The organism is Acinetobacter sp. ABJ_C4_1, assembly GCF_044538495.1.
GTDB classification, from domain to species: Bacteria; Pseudomonadota; Gammaproteobacteria; order Pseudomonadales; family Moraxellaceae; genus Acinetobacter; species Acinetobacter nosocomialis_A.
Genome location: NZ_JBIUCQ010000001.1, coordinates 529,564 through 548,681, shown reverse-complemented (window position 1 = coordinate 548,681; position 19,118 = coordinate 529,564). Strand labels below are relative to the sequence as shown.

Sequence of the window (19,118 nt, the reverse complement as noted above, 5' to 3'; positions counted from 1 at the left end):
ATGAGATGAATAGCAACAATATGAAATCAGTCGTTCATTAGAGTTACTCCAAATCATACTTGAGTTCATCTTTGGATGTCTTGACCTGAATGCTATCTACAATGTCATTCTAGTCAATACAGGTCTATTTGAATTGTGTTAATGTAGCTAATAAGAATATCGTTAATATGCTTGGAAAAGCCTTATGAGCAAGACAACTCAAGAAAATCCAGCAGTCGAGAATTCTGCTGAGGAAAAAGTGTCAAATACATCAAAGCCGGCTTCTAACACGGCTAAGCGTAACAGCACAACTCCTAAAGCAGCAACTAATACTCCAAAAACGACACGTACTCGTTCAACGACTGCACCTGCACGTAGCCCTCGTAATAAGAGCGCTGCTACAGCAACCCCATCTACATCTTCTAATAATGTAGTTGCAGCACCAAAAGCAACAAAAACCAAAACTTCTGTTCAACAGGATAAAACCATGAGCCAAAACACTGTTCGCCGCGTTGCAATTATTGGTGGCAACCGTATTCCATTTGCACGTTCAAATACTGCTTATTTTAAAGCGTCTAATTCTGACATGCTGACAGCAGCATTGAATGGTTTGGTTGAGCGCTTTAACTTACAAGGTAAGCGTATTGGTGAAGTCGTTGCGGGTGCTGTTTTAAAACATAGCCGTGACTTCAACATGACTCGTGAAGTTGTATTGAGCACAGATCTTGCTCCTGAAACTCCTGCTTATGACATTCAAATTGCTTGTGGTACAGGTTTACAAGCAGCTTTTGTTGTTGCAAACAAAATTGCACTTGGTCAAATCGATGTAGGTATTGCAGGTGGTGTAGATACAACTTCTGACGCGCCGATTGCTGTAGGTGATGGTTTACGTAAAGTTTTACTTGAGCTCAATGTTGCTAAGACTGGTAAAGACCGTCTTAAAGCATTAACAAAAATTGATTTTAAAAAGCTTCTTGATGCACCAAGCAACGGTGAACCACGTACTGGCCTTTCAATGGGTGAGCACCAAGCAATTACTGCTTTAGAATGGGGTATTACTCGCGAAGCGCAAGACGAGTTAGCTGCAAGCAGCCATCAAAAACTTGCTGCTGCTTATGAACGTGGTTTCTTTGACGACTTAATCACTCCATTCTTAGGTCTTAACCGTGACAACAACTTACGTGCAGACAGTACAGTTGAAAAACTTGCTAAATTGAAACCAGTTTTCGGTAAAGGCGAAACTGCAACAATGACAGCAGGTAACTCAACTCCGTTGACTGACGGTGCTTCTGTTGTATTGCTTGCTTCTGAAGAATGGGCAAAAGAAAACGGTCATGAAGTTTTAGCTTACCTTTCTTTCTCTGAAACAGCAGCTGTTGACTTCATTGGTAAGAACGGTCCTAAAGAAGGCTTATTGATGGCTCCTGCTTATGCAGTACCTCGTATGCTTAAGCGCGCTAACCTTAAACTTCAAGATTTTGATTTCTACGAAATTCATGAAGCATTTGCATCTCAAGTATTGTCGACTTTAAAAGCTTGGGAAGACGAAAAATTCTGTAAAGAACGTCTTGGTCTAGATGCACCTTTAGGTTCAATTGACCGCTCTAAACTTAACGTAAATGGTTCATCTTTAGGTGCAGGTCACCCATTTGCTGCAACTGGTGGTCGTATCTTGGCTACTGCAGCTAAATTAATTAATGAAAAAGGTACAGGCCGCGCATTAATCTCGATCTGTACAGCAGGTGGTGAAGGCGTTGTAGCAATCGTAGAGAAATAATTTTACGATTCACCTAAAAAAGCACCCATCAGGGTGCTTTTTTACTTTAAGTACTTAATTTTAATGAAGTGATGCAGCTTTAGCATTTGGGAAAAACTTATCTTCGATATGGTCATAGCACCACTGGAAAATAAAGGTATAAACCAAAATACATAAGGTTAAGCCAATATCTAAAATAAATGCATCAATCACAGTCATCTGCATCATATATGCAATCATCGGTACGGTTGCAATCAACAAGCCACCTTCAAAACCAATCGCATGTAAAATCCGCACAGGGATCGTTCTTTCCCAATTATATTTATGCTCTACTTTTTCGAAATAGTGGTTAAAAATCATATTCCAGAAAACTGAAACTACTGCCATAAACACACCGAGTGTTCCGGTCACTTCCATCGGCATATCAAAAATAAAACTTAATGCAATCGCAATGATGACCAATAAAATTCCTTCATAACTGATTGCATGAATGAGTCTTCTCTTGGAAATCAACATTTTTAAATACTCAATAATTACTTGGATAATGTGCATTTTATTTTTATAATTTTGATTAATCCAATCAGGTTCTTTCAGTTTTTTTGACAGATGAATATTAATCAAGAACAATTGCTCATGTTTCAGGCCGTGATTGAAACTGGCTCCTTTTCAGCAGCAGCAAGGAAACTCGGTAAAGTTCCCTCTGCTGTAAGTATGTCTATTGCTAATTTAGAAATCGATCTGAACCTGACTTTATTTGAACGCAAAGGCCGTGAACCTACCCCAACAGCTGAAGCACGAGTGCTATATGAAAAAACGGCGCAACTATTGATTGAAATGAATCAATGGAAACAACACGCCCATGCCTTAAGTACTGGTCTAGAACCAAACCTCACTATTGTTGTGGTGTCTGAGCTGCTACATACCAATTGGACCGACTATGTTTGCCTGTTAGAAAGCCGCTTCCCTGACCTACAAATTAATATTGTGTCTGCCCCTCAAGAAGATGCGCTTCACATGTTACTAGATGGCTCTGCTCAACTGGCCCTTATGTTTGAACGTGAGCATTTAGACAATAGAGAGCAGTTTGTAGAACTCAAACGTGAAGCTTTAATTCCTGTTATTTCAAAAACCCATCCGCTCGCAAGCCAAGAGCATGTTTCGTATGAACAGATTTTGGGTACAAGACAAATTGTTGTAGCAAGTCGAGATGAAACGCTAAAACCTGAATTATTATTTTCAAAACATTACTGGCGTACAGACAACCACCACTCTGCTTGCTTAATGATTTTACGTAATTTGGGATGGGGTGTACTGCCACAAGAGATGTTTAAAGAAAACCCAGAATTAAACAATAAGCTTAAAGCATTAGATGTATTTGATTTTACGCCACGTTTTGAATACTACGTAGACTTAGTGTGGAGCCGTGAAAGTGAACTCGGTGCTGCTGCACGGTTTTTGATTGATTATATTCGCAATAAGCGAATGCAACTGGTTCCTTAAAATCATTTCAATTGAGATGCAGAACATAAACGTTTTTCTTTGAAACATAACAATTGATATATCGACAGTATGGATAGAGTTTGTGCTATAAAGAAAACATAAGATTTATTACTGAAGATGTTGAATATCAATGACTCATACAGCACTTGACCAATTAAAAACATTAACGACCGTTGTTGCTGACAGTAGCGACCTTGATGCTATTCGTAAATTTCGTCCGTTAGATGCTACAACGAATCCTTCATTGATTACTGCAGCGGCAGAACAACCGGAAAGTAAAGAGCTCATTGAAGATGCTTATTATCAAGCCAAAGAAGAAGGCTATAAAAATGATGAGCTGATCGAAAGAACCATTGATATTTTAACCGTAAAATTTGGTGTAGAAATTTTAAAACTGATTGAAGGCCGAGTTTCAACAGAGGTTGACGCTGCCCTTTCATACGATACTGAAGCAACCATTCAAAAAGCACATGAATTATGTGAACTTTACAAAGGTTATGGTATTGATCAGTCACGTATTCTTATTAAAATCGCGTCGACTTGGGAAGGTATTCAAGCTGCTAAGGTACTTGAAGCTGAAGGGATTGCCTGTAACCTCACTCTCCTTTTCGGTTTACATCAAGCTCAAGCATGTGCAGATGCAAAAGTTACTTTAATTTCACCGTTTGTCGGCCGTATTTTAGACTGGTACAAAAAAGCTGAAGGTGTAGACGCTTACCCAATCGAAAAAGACCCAGGTGTAGTTTCAGTTAAGAAAATCTACACTTACTACAAGCAGCAAAATATTCCAACTCAAGTGATGGGTGCGAGCTTCCGTAGCATTGATCAAGTGCTTGGCCTTGCAGGATGTGATTTGCTAACGATTTCGCCGGGACTACTTACTCAGCTTGAACAAGATACTCGTACAGTTGATGCAGCTCTTGATGCGACTAAATCAAAACAAGCAGAGGCTATTGTTAGACCTGCTCAAAACGAACAAAGTTTTAAAGACGAACTTAATCATGACTTAATGGCATTTCAACTTTTACAAGGTGGTGTTGATGGCTTTATTAAAGCTCGTGACCAATTAAGTCGTTTGTTACGTCAATCTTTTGGAATTGATGCAGAAATTAAATCTTAAAAAACTGCACTTTTCATACAAAATCACCGATTTTTGTTATCATGACAAAAATCGGTTTTTTATTGGGTTTCTCGTGTTCGGCATAACAGATATAACAACATATATTATTGGTACATTCCTAATTGTGTTATTACCCGGACCTAATTCCCTTTATGTGATGTCAATTGCTTCACGCTATGGTATTAAAACCGGATATATGGGTGCACTTGGTATTTTTACTGGTGATCTTATTTTAATGCTTTGTACCGTATTGGGCGCAGCTTCTTTATTAAAAGCATTTCCTTGGGTTTTTATTATTCTTAAACTCATCGGTGCACTTTATCTATCCTATTTAGGGTTTAAGCTTTTACAAGGCAGTATTCAACGCTGGAAATTACGTAATCAACCCCAAGTAGAAATGGCTGATTTACCTACTTTAGATAAAATTCACCCTTATAAAACCGCCTTAAGTATTAGTTTACTTAACCCTAAAGCGATTTTATTTTTCTTATCTTTCTTTGTTCAGTTTATTAACCCAGATTATGCCTATCCAGCTTTAAGTTTTTTAATCTTAGCGGTTATTTTACAAATTATTAGCTTTAGCTATTTAACAGCTCTTATTTTCTCTGGAATTAAACTCTCGGCATTTTTTAAACAAAATCATAAAATTGCGGCGAGTAGTATTTTTTTAGTCGGAATTTTATTTTTTGGATTTGGGTTGAAGTTGGCAACTTCAACAATGTAAGTTGCCTAGCCTATAAAGATGAACATATTGAACTTTTAAAATGCCAGCATGCCATCTGTTTTAACTTCATTGAGTACAAAGAATGTTCTAACCTGCCTTACTCCCGGTAAGGCAATAATTTTTTCACTATGGAATCGGTTAAAGGCGGCCAAATCTTTAACACGAATTTTTAGAAAGTAATCGACTTCTCCAGCAACCAGATAACATTCTAAAACATTCTCCAAACCACCTGCCGCTTGTTCAAATGCCTGAAAGCTATCAGGAGTTGAACGATCGAGTACCACACCAACCAAAACAATGGTTTCACGTTGTACCATAGACGGATTAATCCGAGCACGAACATCCAAGATTGCCCCAATTTTAAAAAGACGCTGAGTATGATTCCAGCAAGACGAGGTACTGATACCTACAAGTTTTGCCAGTTCAGCGTTACTTAAACGTCCGTTCTCTTGTAAACAGCGCATAATTTTCAGTTCAAGAGGGGTCAAATTTTCAGCCTGCTCATCCATAAAAATAATATCCAAAGTTAATTAATTTTTATGAAATAAATAATAGCATTTATAGCTTTTTAAAAAATATTATTTCGTTTTTAAACCAAAAATAGAAAGCACCTTCTTTAAAAAAATTGATAGATTTATCTAGCTGAAAATATAGGCAGAAACATATTAATTTTTCAGGGACTTAGAACATTTAGCCATGCAAAAGATTCTTCAAGATTTTTCTATTCCAGCCGTATTCGCGGGTTTCATTACCTTTCTAATTGGTATTAGTGTTTCGGCTATTTTAGTGATTCAGGCTGCCCAAGCTTTAGGTGCTTCTCCTGAACAAATCACCTCATGGTTTTGGGCTTTAGGTTTGGGTCTTGGTTTATCAGGACTTATTCTTTCGTGGAAATTTAAATACCCTGTAGCAACAGCTTGGTCTACTGCTGGTCTCGCTTTAATTATTGCAACTGGCGGTGGATATAGCATAAATGAAGCAATTGGTGCTTTTTTAGTTGTTGGTGTACTGACTGCGATTTTAGGTTTTTCTGGAATTTTTCAAAAAGCGCTTTCCTATATTCCGCAAAGCTTAACCAGTGCCATGCTTGCAGGCGTTTTACTTAAATTTGGTATTTCACTTTTCGCAAGTTTACAAAATGATTGGGCATTCGTTTTATCTTTGCTCGTCATTTATATCATTACAAAAAGATTATGGCCGCGTTATAGCATCGTGTTCACAGCACTTGCTGGTGTTGTGCTCTGCCCTGTGTTTTTAGACTTTCATATGCCTACACTTCACTGGTCTTTGGCTAAACCTGTTTGGATTAGTCCTGTCTTTAGCTGGTCGGCTCTTTTGGGCTTAGCTCTACCATTGTTTGTGATTAGTATGGCTTCGCAGTATTTACCCGGTATTGCCATGATTAAAAGTTATGGATATAAACCACATGTGAATCAACTCATTGGCTGGACCGGTTTAACCCAAGTTTTGCTTGCGCCTTTTGGTTGCTATAGCGTTAATATTGCTGCGATTAGTGCGGCTGTATGCCTTGACGATCAAGTTCATCCTGACCCAAGTAAACGCTATATTGCTGGCATAAGCTCTGGTTTTTTCTATGCATTGATGGGACTATTTGCAGCAACACTCACAAGCTTGCTCATGTCTTTTCCTCATATTTTTATTGTAGCTTTAGCAGGTATTGCATTACTTGGTACCATTAGCCATAACATTGCGCTTGCCTTTGGCCCTGTTGAAGACCGTGAAGCAGCACTGTTTACCTTTTTATGTAGCGCTTCGGGTATTCAATTTTTCGGTATAGGTTCGGCATTTTGGGGGCTAATTGTCGGTATTATCGTATTTGTAGTTCTTAAATTTAAGGTTAAAAAATAACACCTAAAATAAAGACTTTGCGCTTAACCTTTTAGAGAATTTCATAAACAGTTAAATGCAAAGTCTCATTAAATTAATTAATTGCGTTTTTATCCCAAAAAGCCTGTCGTATTTGTGGCATTGCATTTAAGTGGTTAATAATATGCTGCGCTTCTTCTGTCTCAATTGAAGTCGCAATTAACGTCACTTCTATTTCAACCTCTTTCTCTCCAAAAGGTGTCACATCAATATCTTTAGCAGGATAATTGTGATGCTTCAACGTTAGGTTTAATTCATCCATAACCACTTTACTCTGACTGCGGTCACATATGATGTAAATGACATGCAAGACTTCTGTGTCATCGTCTAATGGACGACGGTCAATGATATGAACAATCGGCCTTAATAAAGTATTGGCAGATAAAATAAAAGCTGTTGCCAGTATGGCTTCAATAATTAAATCGGAACCTGCCGCCGCTCCCACAGCCGCCGAACACCATAAAGTCGCTGCGGTATTTAAGCCATGGATATTGCCTTCTTGACGCATAATCACACCTGCACCCAAGAAACCAATACCCGAAACCACATAGGCAATGACTCGAACAGCTCCATCTGCTCCAGTAAGATTCGTTGCAACATCTACGAAAATTGCAGCACCTACAGCGACCAGAACATTGGTTCGAAGGCCAGCTGTACGTTGCCTATATTGACGTTCAAATCCAATTAATGCCCCTAAAACAAAAGCAACCGAGAGACTAATGAGAGTATCTGCAATATTAGATAAATCTGTATGTTGTAGAAATTGCAACTTCATCTTGCACCTATGATTTTATTGCCAGCCGTAACGGCGAATATAGATTTTTTTAACCAATTGAGTAATACACATATAAGCAATTAAAATTAAAGGCAAATATAGGAAATAACTTAATGGTAAAGCTTGCAGTTTTAAGTAACTTGCCAAAGGCCCCATTGGTAAGAAAATACCAATACACATAATCACCACTGTCATGACCAATAATGGTGTTGCAGCGCGACTCTGAATAAATGGAATCTTAGCCGTACGAATCATATGCACAATCAATGTTTGAGTGAGTAGCCCCACAACGAACCAACCAGACTGGAATAAAGTCTGATGTTCGGACGTATTTGCCGAAAACACAAACCACATCAAACAAAACGTGATAATGTCAAAAATTGAGCTAATCGGTCCAAATACCACCATAAAACGACCCACTTCTTCAGGTTGCCAACGCTGTGGTTTTGCAATTAACTCTTCATCAACGTTGTCAAAAGGAATGACAATTTGTGATACGTCATAAAGTAAGTTTTGGATGAGTAAGTGAATAGGCAGCATTGGTAAAAATGGAATAAAAGCACTCGCAATTAATACCGAAAAAACATTACCGAAATTTGAACTTGCCGTCATTTTGATATACTTCAGCATATTGGCAAAAGTTCTACGGCCTTCAATTACACCTTTTTCAAGCACCATCAAGCTTTTTTCAAGCAAGATTAAATCTGCTGATTCTTTAGCAATATCTACTGCCGTATCTACTGAAATACCAATATCGGCAGCACGTATAGCCGCGGCATCATTAATACCGTCTCCTAAGAAACCAACCACGTGACCGTTTGCTTTTAACTGCTCAACAATACGTTCTTTATGTACTGGACTTAGCTTCGCAAAAATATTGTATTGCTCTACTGCTCTTTTGAGTTGCTCATCAGTTAAGGTTTCAATTACACCACCTAATAGAACTTGATCATAATTTAGACCAATTTCACGGCACACTTTTTGAGTTACAAACTCATTATCACCTGTAAGTACTTTTACGGTTACACCATGAGCATGCAAGCTTTGTACTGCTTCTCGAGCAGACTCTTTAGGTGGATCAAGAAATGCAACATAACCAATTAAAATTAGATCACTTTCATCAACAACCGAATAATTTTCCTGTTTATTATCAAACTCACGATATGCTACAGCAACGACACGTAAGCCATCGCGGTTATAACGTTGAGTTAATGCTTCAATTGCAACTTCACGTTGTTCTGTTAAAGGTTCTACTTTGCCATTTACTTCAACATAACGGCAAACTTTTAACATTTCCTCAACCGCGCCTTTAGTAATCATGCGCACTTTTTCTTGAGGCGTTTGGACCACGACTGACATACGGCGGCGATCGAAATCAAATGGAACTTCATCTAACTTTTTATAACGTAACTTTTGAGTTTTGATCTGATCATCAACAGCTTCTAACACAGCTACATCAAGCAAATTTTTTAAACCAGTTTGATAGTAACTGTTTAAAAATGCCTGCATGAGTACAAAGTCTGATTTTTCACCATTTACATCAATATGTTGGGATAAAAAGATTTTGTCTTGAGTTAGTGTTCCAGTTTTATCGGTACACAGAACATCCATTGCACCAAAGTTTTGGATCGCATCTAGACGTTTAACAATCACTTTCTTTTTAGATAAGAAAACCGCGCCCTTGGCTAAAGTTGAAGTCACAATCATCGGTAGCATTTCTGGAGTAAGACCAACAGCAACCGATAATGCGAATAAAAATGCCTCTGTCCAATCACCTTTGGTAAAGCCATTAATGAAAAGGACAACAGGTGCCATGACCAACATAAAGCGAATGAGCAACCAACTTACTTTGTTGACCCCCATTTGAAATGCTGTCGTGCTGCGATCAGTAGCCGTAACTCGGTGAGCAAGCGCACCAAAATATGTTTGAATACCAGTACTTAAAACAATAGCTTGAGCCGAACCAGAAACAATATTGGTCCCCATAAATACAATGTTATCTAGCTCTAAAGCACTCGTTTCTTCAAGATTTTTCTGCAAAGGAAATTTCTCGACAGGCATTGATTCACCAGTCATTGCAGCTTGAGAAACAAACAAATCTTTAGCATTTAAAATGCTGCAATCAGCAGGAATCATGTCGCCTGCAGACAATAAAATCACATCACCTGGCACCAAATATTGAATTGGCATTTCAAATTGTTGATTGGTTTGATTTTTAATATCAATGCCATAACGTTCATGCATAAGCTCTAAATCTTCTGCACTGACTTGATGACGTAATACTGTAGCGGTATTACTCACCATTGCCTTTAAGGCATCCGCAGCTTGATTTGATTTTGCTTCTTGCCAATAACGAAGTAGTGTTGAAAGGATAACCATCACACTAATAATGGTTGAACCCGTTAAATCATCGGTAAAAAAAGCTATTAGTGCCAAAAGGCTAAGCAAAATATTGAACGGATTGCGGTAGCAATACCAAAGATGTTGCCACCAAGTTAATGGTTTCTCATGAGTAATCTCATTAAGCCCCACTGCCATTTGCTGGGTATGTGCTTGCTCTTCTGTAAGCCCTGTGAAGTGAGTATCGAATTGTTTTAATAAGTCACCTGTTTGGGCTCTTGACGCATCGAGCAAACGCATAGATAAGTTTTTGCTAATTTCTTGAGCATAGCTTGATTGATGTAGCTCTTTAAAAGAACGATTACGACCAAAAAAACGCATCAAATGAAATCTTTGTAAAAATGCTGTGAAGAGTCGTTGCCAGAATTTCATCACGAAATCCTCCATTTTTTAGGCGTACAAAGCTCTCGACCTTATTGAGAAATAAAGTCTATAAAAATTTAAAATTTAGAAAGGGATAGGAGATCGTAGACTTACGATGAAGAAGAGAAAATTAGTCCAAAGCCAAACCAACGCTGACGGAAAGTCACAGGTTTGAACATAGCTCGGATACTTTGAATCGTATGAGACGAATTATTTACCAAAATTGAAGTTTGGTAGGCATAGCTGTGTGTGGAAGCATATAAAAACATTGGCTTCTCCCCATTTCTAGCGAGAAACTAAACAGATAAGTGCTGGAAGTACTTGATTACAAATAAAGTAATTTGTATAGGTTTAATCTAATTTTTTACAAAGCTATCTCATTGCAAGATAGCCCTTCCTAAAGGTGATCTTGCTCAGTATTGGCTTTGGTTTAATCGATAATTAAACTCGAACCTCGAACAACTACCCATTTAGGATCTCCATTAAATAAACTCGCGGCAAGTATAGGTTTTACTCTGCAACACACAAGAATTTTTTTGTAATTTTTTATTAACAAAATATTGACTAAAATTACAGCTCTTTGACCACCACTGTTTTTGCCATTTTGTCATGCCAGCCTTGTTTTTTAGGATCAAATGCGACCCAAATAAGACCAATACAAAATACCAAAATAGATGGAATATATCCGATATAGCGGATTAGAGATTGCATTACAGTTAACTTATTCCCTGTTTTTTCATCGAGAACTTTTAAACGCATAAGACGTTTTCCAGGTGTACCTGCAAAGTAGAGCCAACATAAAACTGTATATAAAAATGGAAAAGCATAATTTACGATCAGATCAAACCAATAGTTTTGAGGTTTACTACTCATGCCTGTAGCAAATATCAAATCGTAATCTCCACGGTAAAAGATCCATGCGGCTGGAATAATGGCTAAAAAAAGAATAAGCGTATCAATAATCATTGCACCAAATCGTAACCAGAACCCTGCATATTCGTATTTATAGCTCATGCGTACACCTCACTTTTGTTATTGTTTGCCTTATACCAAAGAGACAACTTCATGTTACTTTCATCGTAAAGGAAATCTTTTTATTTTTAAATACTTGAAGTAATTTTTAATTTTCTATTTTATAGAGAATTGTAATAAAGATTATAAATAGCTATAAATACCTTTTATAAATTAAAACAATATAGATCATACTTAGATATTTTATTTACACCTCACTCTAGATGAGGTGGTTTAATTATTTTTATTCAGTGAGTGATATATAACAGCTGATTATTTCCAAAACAAAACATCTATTTTAAATTCTTTTTTCAATAATAATGCAGCACAGATTAGTCCTAAGCCAATAATAATTAAAAATAGACTGAGTGTTAATATGCCACCCACTATAGATAAAAAACCTAAAATAGTGATGAGATAAAATAAAACTATAATTAACTTAAACATTTAGTTTATTCAACCATTTACGATAAAATCAACTCATTCTAGCGTTTTTAGCAATAAATACTGTTCTCAAATGTTGAATACACACCTTATTTGTATTAACTCAAAAACAATATGTTAATAATTCTTACTAAATGTTAATAACACAATGTAAAGCGTGACAAGAATCACATTTATGCTTTATTTCACTTCAAAATAGTGTTTTTCAGTAACAAGTTTTATTTTAAGATTTTTATAGAGTCGATCTTTTGAGTTTTCCAGTGAAGGTACAACTTTTTCAGCGAACTTATCATCCGCCATAAGTCGTGCATAAGTTTTATATCCAATCACTAGCTTTTCTGGTTCTTTGCCTGTTTGGCGGAATTCTTCAATAAGTTTACTTACTTTCTTTGCTGTTAAATCTGCCATATTACCTCTCCCCCTCAATATACTATTTGGTTATACGAGTTCTGTATGACAAAAATATGAAAAGTAATTTATTGTAAAGTTCATCTTAAAAATAAAGTTTTCCATCCCCCACTTTTATCGTAATATTTCAATTTTAAAAACCAATAAAAATCAAATACATATTTAATTTTTATATAATTTAACTGCGACTTAATTGAATTGAGTTGTACCTTTAAACAAATGTGTTAATCTTTAAGTAAGAAAAGCTTCATACATATAACAACTTGTAAATAAGAGGAATAACATTATGAATTACCAACATATTATTGTACCTGTAGATGGTTCAGAGATTTCTTTGGCAGCAGCACGACAAGCTGCTCATATTGCTAAAGCTTTTGGTAGCAAACTTACAGCAATTAGTCTTGTTGCAGTGGATCCGTTTAGTGGTGTTGATTTTTATTACATCTCTCCTGTTGTAAAAGATTATTTTGTTGAAGCACGTGCTAATGCTGAAAAAACACTTGCGAAGGTAAAAGCCTTATGTGCTGAAGAAGGTGTTGATATTGAAACACAAATTATTCAAGGCGAAATCTCATCTGACGGCATTCTTAAAGCTGTAGAAGACTTAAAATCAGACTTAATTGTTATTGGTTCTCATGGTCGTAAAGGTTTCCAAAAACTTATTTTAGGTAGTTTTGCACAAGACGTTCTAAACAGTACCAAAATCCAAGTTTTAGTCGTCAAAGAATAATTTATTGATGTTAAGGAAAAGCCTAATCAGTTGATTAGGCTTTTCTACATATAAACTGCGCAAGTTTTACACAGACTAAAAATCGTTATAAAATGTCGTTGTTATATTTTCTATTTTTGTGAGTCACGCCAATGAAGTAAGTCTTTTTTCTCATCAATTTTCTCTTTTTTGATGTGCAAAATAGACTATTTTTTTAGTGACTTAACGTCTTTATTTAAAGTTTAACTTTCCTATTTTGTACATCCTGTATTTATGAGGTTTTTTATGACTCAGCAGGTATGTGTAATATCACAACTCACTTTAGAATTTCCTTCAAAAGTGATGTTTAAAGAATTGAATTTCTCACTTGAGTATCATCAAGTATCCGCTTTAATTGGTCGTAATGGCCAAGGTAAGTCCTTACTTATGCAATTGCTCCAAGAGATTTCACCCACTGAGGAAATGCATATCAGTGGTCAAATTACTTGGCAGACAAAACATGCTTATTTATCTCAATTAACGCGTCTTTCTTCATCCACCATTGCAGAAGCTTTAGACATTGACCATCTCTATAAAGCTTTGCAAAGAGTAGAACAAAGCGAAGCTGAATTCGATGATTATGATTTATTAGAAGGCAATTGGGACCTCCCTTATGTTTGGGAAGCATTATTGCGATCGGCCCACTTACCAACCGACTTAAACTTTCCTGTGAAACAGTTAAGTGAAGGACAAAAAACCAAGTTAGCGTTAGCAGCATTATTTTTAAAAACCGACCACTATTTATTGCTTGATGAACCAAGTAACCATCTCGACCAAGATGCTAGACACTGGTTGATACATCAACTCAAGAAGCATCCGGCAGGTGTTCTTATCATTAGCCATGATCTCACTTTACTAAATGAAGTCGACCATATTTATCATTTAAATGAACATGGCTTACAGCACACCACAGGAAACTATGAAAATTTTTATGAGCAATACCAAACACAGATTCAAGCTTTAGAGCAGTCGGTACATCAACATCAACGTGAAGTTAAGCATATGAAGCAGAAGCAACATGATGCTTTAATGAAAGCACAGAAACGTGAGCGTGCTGGTAACAAACTTCGTGATTCCAATTCACAAGCTAAAATTTTGCTCGACTTTAAAAAAGAACAGGCTGGGCAAAGCTTAGGAGCAATTCAGTCTCAACATCAGCGTCAAATTGATCAAAGCCAGCAAGACTTAAAGAATAAAAAAGTACTTTTGGAAACTGTTAAGCCTCAGCAGTTTGTATTCCCCTCTTTTCAAAAACGCTCAGGAGAAATTCTTAGAGTTCATGACTTAAAACTGAACTATGGAACCCAGCAGCCCATTAATTTTGCCCTCAAAGCATCTCAAAAAATTCATTTGATTGGTCGTAATGGTATTGGGAAATCAACTTTGCTGAAACAGATTGTTCAATCTGCTGTAGTGCCCACAGATGAAATTAGCCTATTTGTAAATTGCTTTTATCTTGATCAGAACTTTAGCTTTTTGTTAGACCATTTGTCTGCTGTTGAGAACTTAAGAAACATTAACCCTAATATTTCTGAGTTAGAGTGGAGAAATTTACTAGGTCAACTTAGGCTTCGTGGTGAAAAAGGGACTTATCCTTTAGCTCAACTGAGTGGTGGTGAGAAGTTAAAAGTCGCATTGTTAGGTTTGAGTCATGCAGAGACTATGCCTGAACTTTTATTACTCGATGAACCAGAAAATTATTTGGATATTGAATCAAGAGAACTATTTGCAAATGCTATTTCTAGCTATGAGGGTGCAGTATTATTAGTCTCTCATGATTTAGCTTTTGTTGAAAAATGCGGAATTCATGAGTCAATTTATTTAACTTAATATATTTTCAATCTTATATAAAAGCTCTAACTATGAGAGCTTTTATATAAATCTTTTAATTATCACTTTATATTTTTATTATTTAATATTTGAAGATCTAAATTAAAAGATACGGTTCTATTTTTTCGTGCACTATTTCTCATTTGATAAACTTGAATAATATAGTCACCATCGACTGGTAGTACTAGTTCTCCTGAAGAACCCATAGTCGAACCTACCAATAATGCCTTATCTTTGCCTGGCTTTTTACCTGGAGCAAAAACATTAACATAAGCTAAATTACCATAACTATTAATGTTAAATTTTAAAACCTGACTACTTTTTGCAAAAACTCGATACCTTACATCATCATAACCCTGAAATTTCCCTGTTAAAGTTGCTTGATCAGAACCTTTTAAAAAGCTTACTTTGTTTTCAACATTTTTAGCCGTCACAGTTAAGGGTAAGGTTGCAATTAATCCTGTTAATAATAAAATTTTAATAATTTTTTTCATTTTTAATCCTCGAAATTCTTTTAAATAATAATAAGAAAGATAGGTTTTATTAAATTTGACTTTATGTATAAGTTTGATGAATAACGTTTGATTTTGTATGTCTTTTAATAATTGATCAAAAAATATATGTCATGAAACTTTAACTTGTCAGCTCAGAAAAACCACCTTAGAATCCGCGCAACGAATTTTTAGGGGCTTCATTGTGAGTACTTGCTCGATTGATAAGAATAAATCATCGACTCATATCTAAGTATCCACTAAAGCCCACTGGCTCTCTTGTGGATTTAAGAGAGTCCCTCCTTCTTGCTTTATTTCTTATTTATCAGTTTTGTTGAAAGACGAGTAAATACTTGCATACGCTCCTTGTTGTATTGGAGTCATCAATGCTATTTCTTAATTTTAAAAAATCTGTCGTTTTTTTTAGCACTTGCTTGGCATTTATTTCTAGCTATGCTGGACGACCTATGGTGGTTGATGATGCTTCTTTAGTTCCTGCCCATTCTTGTCAACTTGATTCATGGATGCAGAATAATCCCACTAATAAAGAATATTGGGTTATTCCTTCTTGCAATATAGGTGGCAATTTTGAGTTTGGTGTAGGTATGGGGCGCCATTTTTCCGATGACACAGGTAATGCGACTTATACAACTGTTCAAGGGAAAACACTTATAAAACCACTTGAGACGAATAACTGGGGAATTGGCGTTTCATTTGCGACTCAAATTAATAACAACCACACTTCTGAAAAAGATTGGTCTATGAATGTTCCCTTAAGTATTTCTATGTTAGATGACCATTTCTTGGTGCATAGCAATGTGGGATGGCTTAGAGAACATACTACTCATCGCGAGCAAACCACATGGGGTGTGGGGACAGAAACATTCATTACGAAACCTTTAACGTTTACTGCTGAAGTTTATGGAAATGATCGAAATGATTCATTTTATCAAACCGGCATTAAGTATATGTTGTACAAAGAGAATGTTCAGTTCAATGCAAGCTATGGTAATCGTTTAAATCAGACCAAAGATGACTCGTTTTTCTCAGTCGGTTTAGTTCTTGTGACTAACCCATTTTTCTAAGTGAAAATGTGATTTAAAAGCCCATCAATAGATGGGCTTTTAAATTTTATGAATCTTTATCTAATGAGTGTGGTGTCGTGGTTTTGTCTTGCTGCTTGGTATCATTCTCGCCTTGGCAGGCTGCAACAGAGATTGAAACGATTGCTGCTAAACCTAGGGTAGCTATAATTTTAGTCATATCTTACCTCATACAGTTTCCATTGATTAGCTTATAAATACTGGCTATCAATATTACGATCAGCATAGGTTTATAGACTTTTTTGTACTTCTCGCTTAGAAATGTAAATTAGAAAAAATCACCTGTAACCAATTTTTTGATGGCAAAGAGGTGAGAAATTTTAGATGTGGTATGAATTAACGTTTTAGCTCATTTCGTTCATTACTTTAATTATCGCTCTCTGGTTAAGCTTTTTATTAATTGTAAGAAACACAAAAATCAAGCCGATCATGTTGTTGCTTAAAGCAGGTCCAAGAGTCTTTTTCAGGAGCTTCAATAATCTTTTTAGTTTTGAAATCACGATAATAAATAGTCGCATCTTTTAAATTCGATAAATTACTTCCCACAGACACACATGAATCTTCATGAGAACAAATATTTGATTCTTTTATAAATACTTTGCTATTTGGAAAAGTTAATCTTTCAAAGTTAGAACTTAAGTTATTTGTAGAAGAAAGTAAGCAAGACACCGTACTATTTTTACCATTCACTACAAAACAGCTTTTACTGACTTCGAAGGGCTCTTGAGCGAACGTACCCGTAGCATAAGGCAATAAAAATAATGTAATAAGGCGCTTCATGTTCTTTCTCTCTATTCAACATTTAGTCCAAAACTGCCTATAAATATTCAGACTACATTTAATTTAGCTGTCTATAATACCTGTATTAAGTTTAGTTAAATATTTACTATTTGATAAATTTTACAAAATATTCAAAAAATTAACTTATAGAATGGTTATGTACTCACTTTAAAGTTATTCGTCTAAAATCTTCCAATCCGTACCAATTTGCGCCAGTGCTGGCAATTCATCACTATTAAAAACATTCTGGTTATCATCAACAGCAAATCGATAAAGTGGTATTGAATCCGCTTGTGTTTTCTTAAAAAAACTAAAATCTTCGGTAATATGTATTAGGTCCGCTGAACGATTATCTCCGCCTATTTTGTTTACTCCAGTACCTGATGGTATATGTATATAACTTTCACAAGTTACTTCGATGCTATTTCCATTCAAATCTTGATATGAACATTTCATGACTAAGTCCTGCCATAAGTTTTATAGATGTGTAGAAAAACTTAACATGCTATACAGATAAGTTATGGAAGTTTTTATGATGTAATTGTTTTAAGTATGTATATCATGTTGAAAACTGAAAGATTTACTAGTATGTAAGACTGATAAGAAATTATCCTTTAAAAAAAGCACCGTTACCGGTGCTTATTGTTATTTACATTTCCCATGAGGGCTGTTTATTTCTTCTTTTAAAGAATCAATATCCATTTTAATTAATTCTTTATCATTCATTGCTTCTAGACCAGATTTCTTCATGAAGGCTTTATATTCCTTAAATCTAGTAATAATAAATTCATCATATTGCAGTTCAGATTGCATATAAGTACATTCTATTGAATCTAGCTTTTTCCTTTGCGAACTGGTTAGATTTTTATTCGCATTCTTTTTGATAAAAGTATCTCTTTGTGTTTGAGCTGTATGGAATTTTTCTAAAAGACTATGATATTCCTCTTCAAAACTTGTGTTTGATGCAGCCATAGTATTGGCACAAATAAGTATGGTCAAGATAAAAAGTCTTAATTTCATAATATGTAATATTCGCTTATCATAATTAAAAACTGCATATTATAAGACTGGCGCGACCAAATAAAGTAAATAAATTATATAAAGAAAACCGCCCCAGAAGGCGGTTGCTGAAATTTTCCAGCGATTATAAAAGTGCGGTGGACACACACTTTTATAGGGTTTTAAACCAGATTTATTTTTTTATTATTTTTCTTATACTCCTCAGAATTAAAATAGTTCACTATCATCTTGGCATTTTCTTCCGACACGGCTTTTTTATTTTCCAGTACTGTCTGAGCTTCTTTTTTTACGTTAAAGTCGGCTGGCACAATACTTGAAAGTGGTGGTAGTTTTGGCTGTCCACCAATCGTGATTCTTTCAATAAAGCTCGCTAGCCACATAATATATTCGCCCTTGTTTTTATATTTAGGCATTAAGCTCATGTCGAGTTTAATCGTACATTCATTTAAAGGTTTACTTAGACATTCTTCAAAATCTATAAAATTGTATTTGAGTTTACAGGGGGTACCCTTTATCTCTTTTCGAATAATGCTGACTAAATTATTCAATTGTTCAATCAGGTTGTCAGAGAACAATTTATCTTCTTCAAATTTTTTATAGACCTTCTCGGCAATTGTTAGAAATTTTGGCATGGGTCCTTCCCTCCTATTCTGACTTTGGTGGTTAATCAGATTTTTAGGGAAGTATGATGGATATATTATTGCAGTATGTAAGTCTTGAAATGCCAAATGTAATCAATAAGAGTGTTCTGAAACCGAGTTCCATAATACGCCACAACA

General features: G+C 35.7%; 22 protein-coding genes. 8 read left to right on the top strand and 14 right to left on the bottom strand.

What is annotated here, in order from left to right:
- Positions 1-184: 184 nt before the first annotated feature.
- Complete coding sequence (locus ACIF8R_RS02510; protein ID WP_396478855.1) at positions 185-1,756, top strand: acetyl-CoA C-acetyltransferase; 1,572 nt, start codon at positions 185-187, stop codon at positions 1,754-1,756.
- A gap of 60 nt (positions 1,757-1,816) precedes the next feature.
- Here the strand turns inward: ACIF8R_RS02510 and aceI are convergent, their stop codons facing one another.
- The gene (gene aceI, locus ACIF8R_RS02505) at positions 1,817-2,251 is read right to left on the bottom strand and encodes a chlorhexidine efflux PACE transporter AceI (protein ID WP_004701059.1); all 435 of its coding nucleotides are present in this window, start codon (positions 2,249-2,251) and stop codon (positions 1,817-1,819) included.
- Positions 2,252-2,341: 90 nt separating this feature from the next.
- Here aceI and ACIF8R_RS02500 point away from each other — a divergent pair, with 90 nt between their 5' ends.
- From ACIF8R_RS02500 to leuE, 3 genes are all read left to right on the top strand, one after another.
- A complete protein-coding gene (locus tag ACIF8R_RS02500; protein WP_331424376.1) occupies positions 2,342-3,235 on the top strand; it encodes a LysR family transcriptional regulator in 894 nt (297 codons plus the stop codon).
- A 130-nt stretch (positions 3,236-3,365) separates the two neighbouring features.
- On the top strand, positions 3,366-4,355 hold the full coding sequence (tal, locus tag ACIF8R_RS02495) for a transaldolase (protein ID WP_233929838.1): 990 nt from the start codon (positions 3,366-3,368) through the stop codon (positions 4,353-4,355).
- Positions 4,356-4,428: 73 nt separating this feature from the next.
- Positions 4,429-5,079 carry a leucine efflux protein LeuE gene (gene leuE, locus ACIF8R_RS02490; protein WP_396463801.1) on the top strand — a complete coding sequence of 217 codons (651 nt, stop codon included), beginning with the start codon at positions 4,429-4,431 and terminating at the stop codon, positions 5,077-5,079.
- Between the two features lie 35 nt (positions 5,080-5,114).
- On the opposite strand, the gene ACIF8R_RS02485 is transcribed toward leuE, so the two are convergent.
- Complete coding sequence (locus tag ACIF8R_RS02485) at positions 5,115-5,588, bottom strand: Lrp/AsnC family transcriptional regulator (protein ID WP_233929836.1); 474 nt, start codon at positions 5,586-5,588, stop codon at positions 5,115-5,117.
- A 187-nt stretch (positions 5,589-5,775) separates the two neighbouring features.
- Here ACIF8R_RS02485 and ACIF8R_RS02480 point away from each other — a divergent pair, with 187 nt between their 5' ends.
- A complete protein-coding gene (locus ACIF8R_RS02480; protein WP_068935088.1) occupies positions 5,776-6,948 on the top strand; it encodes a benzoate/H(+) symporter BenE family transporter in 1,173 nt (390 codons plus the stop codon).
- A 73-nt stretch (positions 6,949-7,021) separates the two neighbouring features.
- On the opposite strand, the gene ACIF8R_RS02475 is transcribed toward ACIF8R_RS02480, so the two are convergent.
- The 6 genes from ACIF8R_RS02475 to ACIF8R_RS02450 form a co-directional block, all read right to left on the bottom strand.
- Positions 7,022-7,741, bottom strand: a complete 720-nt coding sequence (locus ACIF8R_RS02475; protein WP_311087428.1) for an MgtC/SapB family protein — start codon at positions 7,739-7,741, stop codon at positions 7,022-7,024.
- A 15-nt stretch (positions 7,742-7,756) separates the two neighbouring features.
- A complete protein-coding gene (mgtA, locus tag ACIF8R_RS02470) occupies positions 7,757-10,513 on the bottom strand; it encodes a magnesium-translocating P-type ATPase (RefSeq protein WP_396478981.1) in 2,757 nt (918 codons plus the stop codon).
- 101 nt (positions 10,514-10,614) lie between these two features.
- Complete coding sequence (locus ACIF8R_RS02465; protein ID WP_396478851.1) at positions 10,615-10,773, bottom strand: hypothetical protein; 159 nt, start codon at positions 10,771-10,773, stop codon at positions 10,615-10,617.
- 301 nt (positions 10,774-11,074) lie between these two features.
- Positions 11,075-11,518, bottom strand: coding sequence for an RDD family protein (locus ACIF8R_RS02460; RefSeq protein ID WP_263613959.1), 444 nt, complete (start codon positions 11,516-11,518; stop codon positions 11,075-11,077).
- A 270-nt stretch (positions 11,519-11,788) separates the two neighbouring features.
- Positions 11,789-11,962, bottom strand: a complete 174-nt coding sequence (locus ACIF8R_RS02455; RefSeq protein WP_240061580.1) for a hypothetical protein — start codon at positions 11,960-11,962, stop codon at positions 11,789-11,791.
- Between the two features lie 177 nt (positions 11,963-12,139).
- Positions 12,140-12,367, bottom strand: coding sequence for a hypothetical protein (locus ACIF8R_RS02450; protein WP_263613961.1), 228 nt, complete (start codon positions 12,365-12,367; stop codon positions 12,140-12,142).
- Positions 12,368-12,653: 286 nt separating this feature from the next.
- Between ACIF8R_RS02450 and ACIF8R_RS02445 the strand changes: the two genes are divergently transcribed.
- Both ACIF8R_RS02445 and ACIF8R_RS02440 read left to right on the top strand, forming a co-directional pair.
- Complete coding sequence (locus ACIF8R_RS02445; protein ID WP_151740140.1) at positions 12,654-13,097, top strand: universal stress protein; 444 nt, start codon at positions 12,654-12,656, stop codon at positions 13,095-13,097.
- A 264-nt stretch (positions 13,098-13,361) separates the two neighbouring features.
- Positions 13,362-14,945, top strand: a complete 1,584-nt coding sequence (locus ACIF8R_RS02440; RefSeq protein ID WP_396478849.1) for an ATP-binding cassette domain-containing protein — start codon at positions 13,362-13,364, stop codon at positions 14,943-14,945.
- A gap of 62 nt (positions 14,946-15,007) precedes the next feature.
- Here the strand turns inward: ACIF8R_RS02440 and ACIF8R_RS02435 are convergent, their stop codons facing one another.
- Positions 15,008-15,439, bottom strand: coding sequence for a DNA breaking-rejoining protein (locus ACIF8R_RS02435; RefSeq protein ID WP_396478847.1), 432 nt, complete (start codon positions 15,437-15,439; stop codon positions 15,008-15,010).
- Positions 15,440-15,822: 383 nt separating this feature from the next.
- Here ACIF8R_RS02435 and ACIF8R_RS02430 point away from each other — a divergent pair, with 383 nt between their 5' ends.
- Complete coding sequence (locus ACIF8R_RS02430) at positions 15,823-16,521, top strand: hypothetical protein (RefSeq protein WP_396478845.1); 699 nt, start codon at positions 15,823-15,825, stop codon at positions 16,519-16,521.
- 46 nt (positions 16,522-16,567) lie between these two features.
- On the opposite strand, the gene ACIF8R_RS02425 is transcribed toward ACIF8R_RS02430, so the two are convergent.
- The 5 genes from ACIF8R_RS02425 to ACIF8R_RS02405 form a co-directional block, all read right to left on the bottom strand.
- Entirely contained in the window at positions 16,568-16,699 is a 132-nt protein-coding gene (locus tag ACIF8R_RS02425; protein WP_263613965.1) for a hypothetical protein, read from the bottom strand.
- 236 nt (positions 16,700-16,935) lie between these two features.
- A complete protein-coding gene (locus ACIF8R_RS02420) occupies positions 16,936-17,319 on the bottom strand; it encodes a hypothetical protein (protein WP_263613966.1) in 384 nt (127 codons plus the stop codon).
- 174 nt (positions 17,320-17,493) lie between these two features.
- Complete coding sequence (locus ACIF8R_RS02415) at positions 17,494-17,775, bottom strand: hypothetical protein (protein ID WP_396463504.1); 282 nt, start codon at positions 17,773-17,775, stop codon at positions 17,494-17,496.
- A gap of 189 nt (positions 17,776-17,964) precedes the next feature.
- Positions 17,965-18,291 (bottom strand): hypothetical protein, encoded by a 327-nt coding sequence (locus tag ACIF8R_RS02410; RefSeq protein ID WP_396478843.1) that lies wholly within the window; start codon positions 18,289-18,291, stop codon positions 17,965-17,967.
- 209 nt (positions 18,292-18,500) lie between these two features.
- Positions 18,501-18,971 carry a hypothetical protein gene (locus ACIF8R_RS02405; RefSeq protein ID WP_396478841.1) on the bottom strand — a complete coding sequence of 157 codons (471 nt, stop codon included), beginning with the start codon at positions 18,969-18,971 and terminating at the stop codon, positions 18,501-18,503.
- Between the last annotated feature and the right edge of the window lie 147 nt (positions 18,972-19,118).

What these genes read in the sequence shown, in the direction of transcription:
- ACIF8R_RS02410 (WP_396478843.1), bottom strand. Translation starts at nt 18,291, where the DNA reads ATGGCTGCATCAAACACAAGTTTTGAAGAGGAATATCATAGTCTTTTA.
- ACIF8R_RS02405 (WP_396478841.1), bottom strand. Translation starts at nt 18,971, where the DNA reads ATGCCAAAATTTCTAACAATTGCCGAGAAGGTCTATAAAAAATTTGAA.
- ACIF8R_RS02440 (WP_396478849.1), top strand. Translation starts at nt 13,362, where the DNA reads ATGACTCAGCAGGTATGTGTAATATCACAACTCACTTTAGAATTTCCT.
- mgtA (WP_396478981.1), bottom strand. Translation starts at nt 10,513, where the DNA reads ATGAAATTCTGGCAACGACTCTTCACAGCATTTTTACAAAGATTTCAT.
- ACIF8R_RS02460 (WP_263613959.1), bottom strand. Translation starts at nt 11,518, where the DNA reads ATGAGCTATAAATACGAATATGCAGGGTTCTGGTTACGATTTGGTGCA.
- ACIF8R_RS02435 (WP_396478847.1), bottom strand. Translation starts at nt 15,439, where the DNA reads ATGAAAAAAATTATTAAAATTTTATTATTAACAGGATTAATTGCAACC.
- ACIF8R_RS02485 (WP_233929836.1), bottom strand. Translation starts at nt 5,588, where the DNA reads ATGGATGAGCAGGCTGAAAATTTGACCCCTCTTGAACTGAAAATTATG.
- ACIF8R_RS02450 (WP_263613961.1), bottom strand. Translation starts at nt 12,367, where the DNA reads ATGGCAGATTTAACAGCAAAGAAAGTAAGTAAACTTATTGAAGAATTC.
- ACIF8R_RS02475 (WP_311087428.1), bottom strand. Translation starts at nt 7,741, where the DNA reads ATGAAGTTGCAATTTCTACAACATACAGATTTATCTAATATTGCAGAT.
- aceI (WP_004701059.1), bottom strand. Translation starts at nt 2,251, where the DNA reads ATGTTGATTTCCAAGAGAAGACTCATTCATGCAATCAGTTATGAAGGA.
- ACIF8R_RS02455 (WP_240061580.1), bottom strand. Translation starts at nt 11,962, where the DNA reads ATGTTTAAGTTAATTATAGTTTTATTTTATCTCATCACTATTTTAGGT.
- ACIF8R_RS02500 (WP_331424376.1), top strand. Translation starts at nt 2,342, where the DNA reads ATGAATATTAATCAAGAACAATTGCTCATGTTTCAGGCCGTGATTGAA.
- ACIF8R_RS02510 (WP_396478855.1), top strand. Translation starts at nt 185, where the DNA reads ATGAGCAAGACAACTCAAGAAAATCCAGCAGTCGAGAATTCTGCTGAG.
- tal (WP_233929838.1), top strand. Translation starts at nt 3,366, where the DNA reads ATGACTCATACAGCACTTGACCAATTAAAAACATTAACGACCGTTGTT.
- ACIF8R_RS02420 (WP_263613966.1), bottom strand. Translation starts at nt 17,319, where the DNA reads ATGAAGCGCCTTATTACATTATTTTTATTGCCTTATGCTACGGGTACG.
- ACIF8R_RS02415 (WP_396463504.1), bottom strand. Translation starts at nt 17,775, where the DNA reads ATGAAATGTTCATATCAAGATTTGAATGGAAATAGCATCGAAGTAACT.
- ACIF8R_RS02445 (WP_151740140.1), top strand. Translation starts at nt 12,654, where the DNA reads ATGAATTACCAACATATTATTGTACCTGTAGATGGTTCAGAGATTTCT.
- ACIF8R_RS02465 (WP_396478851.1), bottom strand. Translation starts at nt 10,773, where the DNA reads ATGTTTTTATATGCTTCCACACACAGCTATGCCTACCAAACTTCAATT.
- ACIF8R_RS02425 (WP_263613965.1), bottom strand. Translation starts at nt 16,699, where the DNA reads ATGACTAAAATTATAGCTACCCTAGGTTTAGCAGCAATCGTTTCAATC.
- ACIF8R_RS02480 (WP_068935088.1), top strand. Translation starts at nt 5,776, where the DNA reads ATGCAAAAGATTCTTCAAGATTTTTCTATTCCAGCCGTATTCGCGGGT.
- ACIF8R_RS02430 (WP_396478845.1), top strand. Translation starts at nt 15,823, where the DNA reads ATGCTATTTCTTAATTTTAAAAAATCTGTCGTTTTTTTTAGCACTTGC.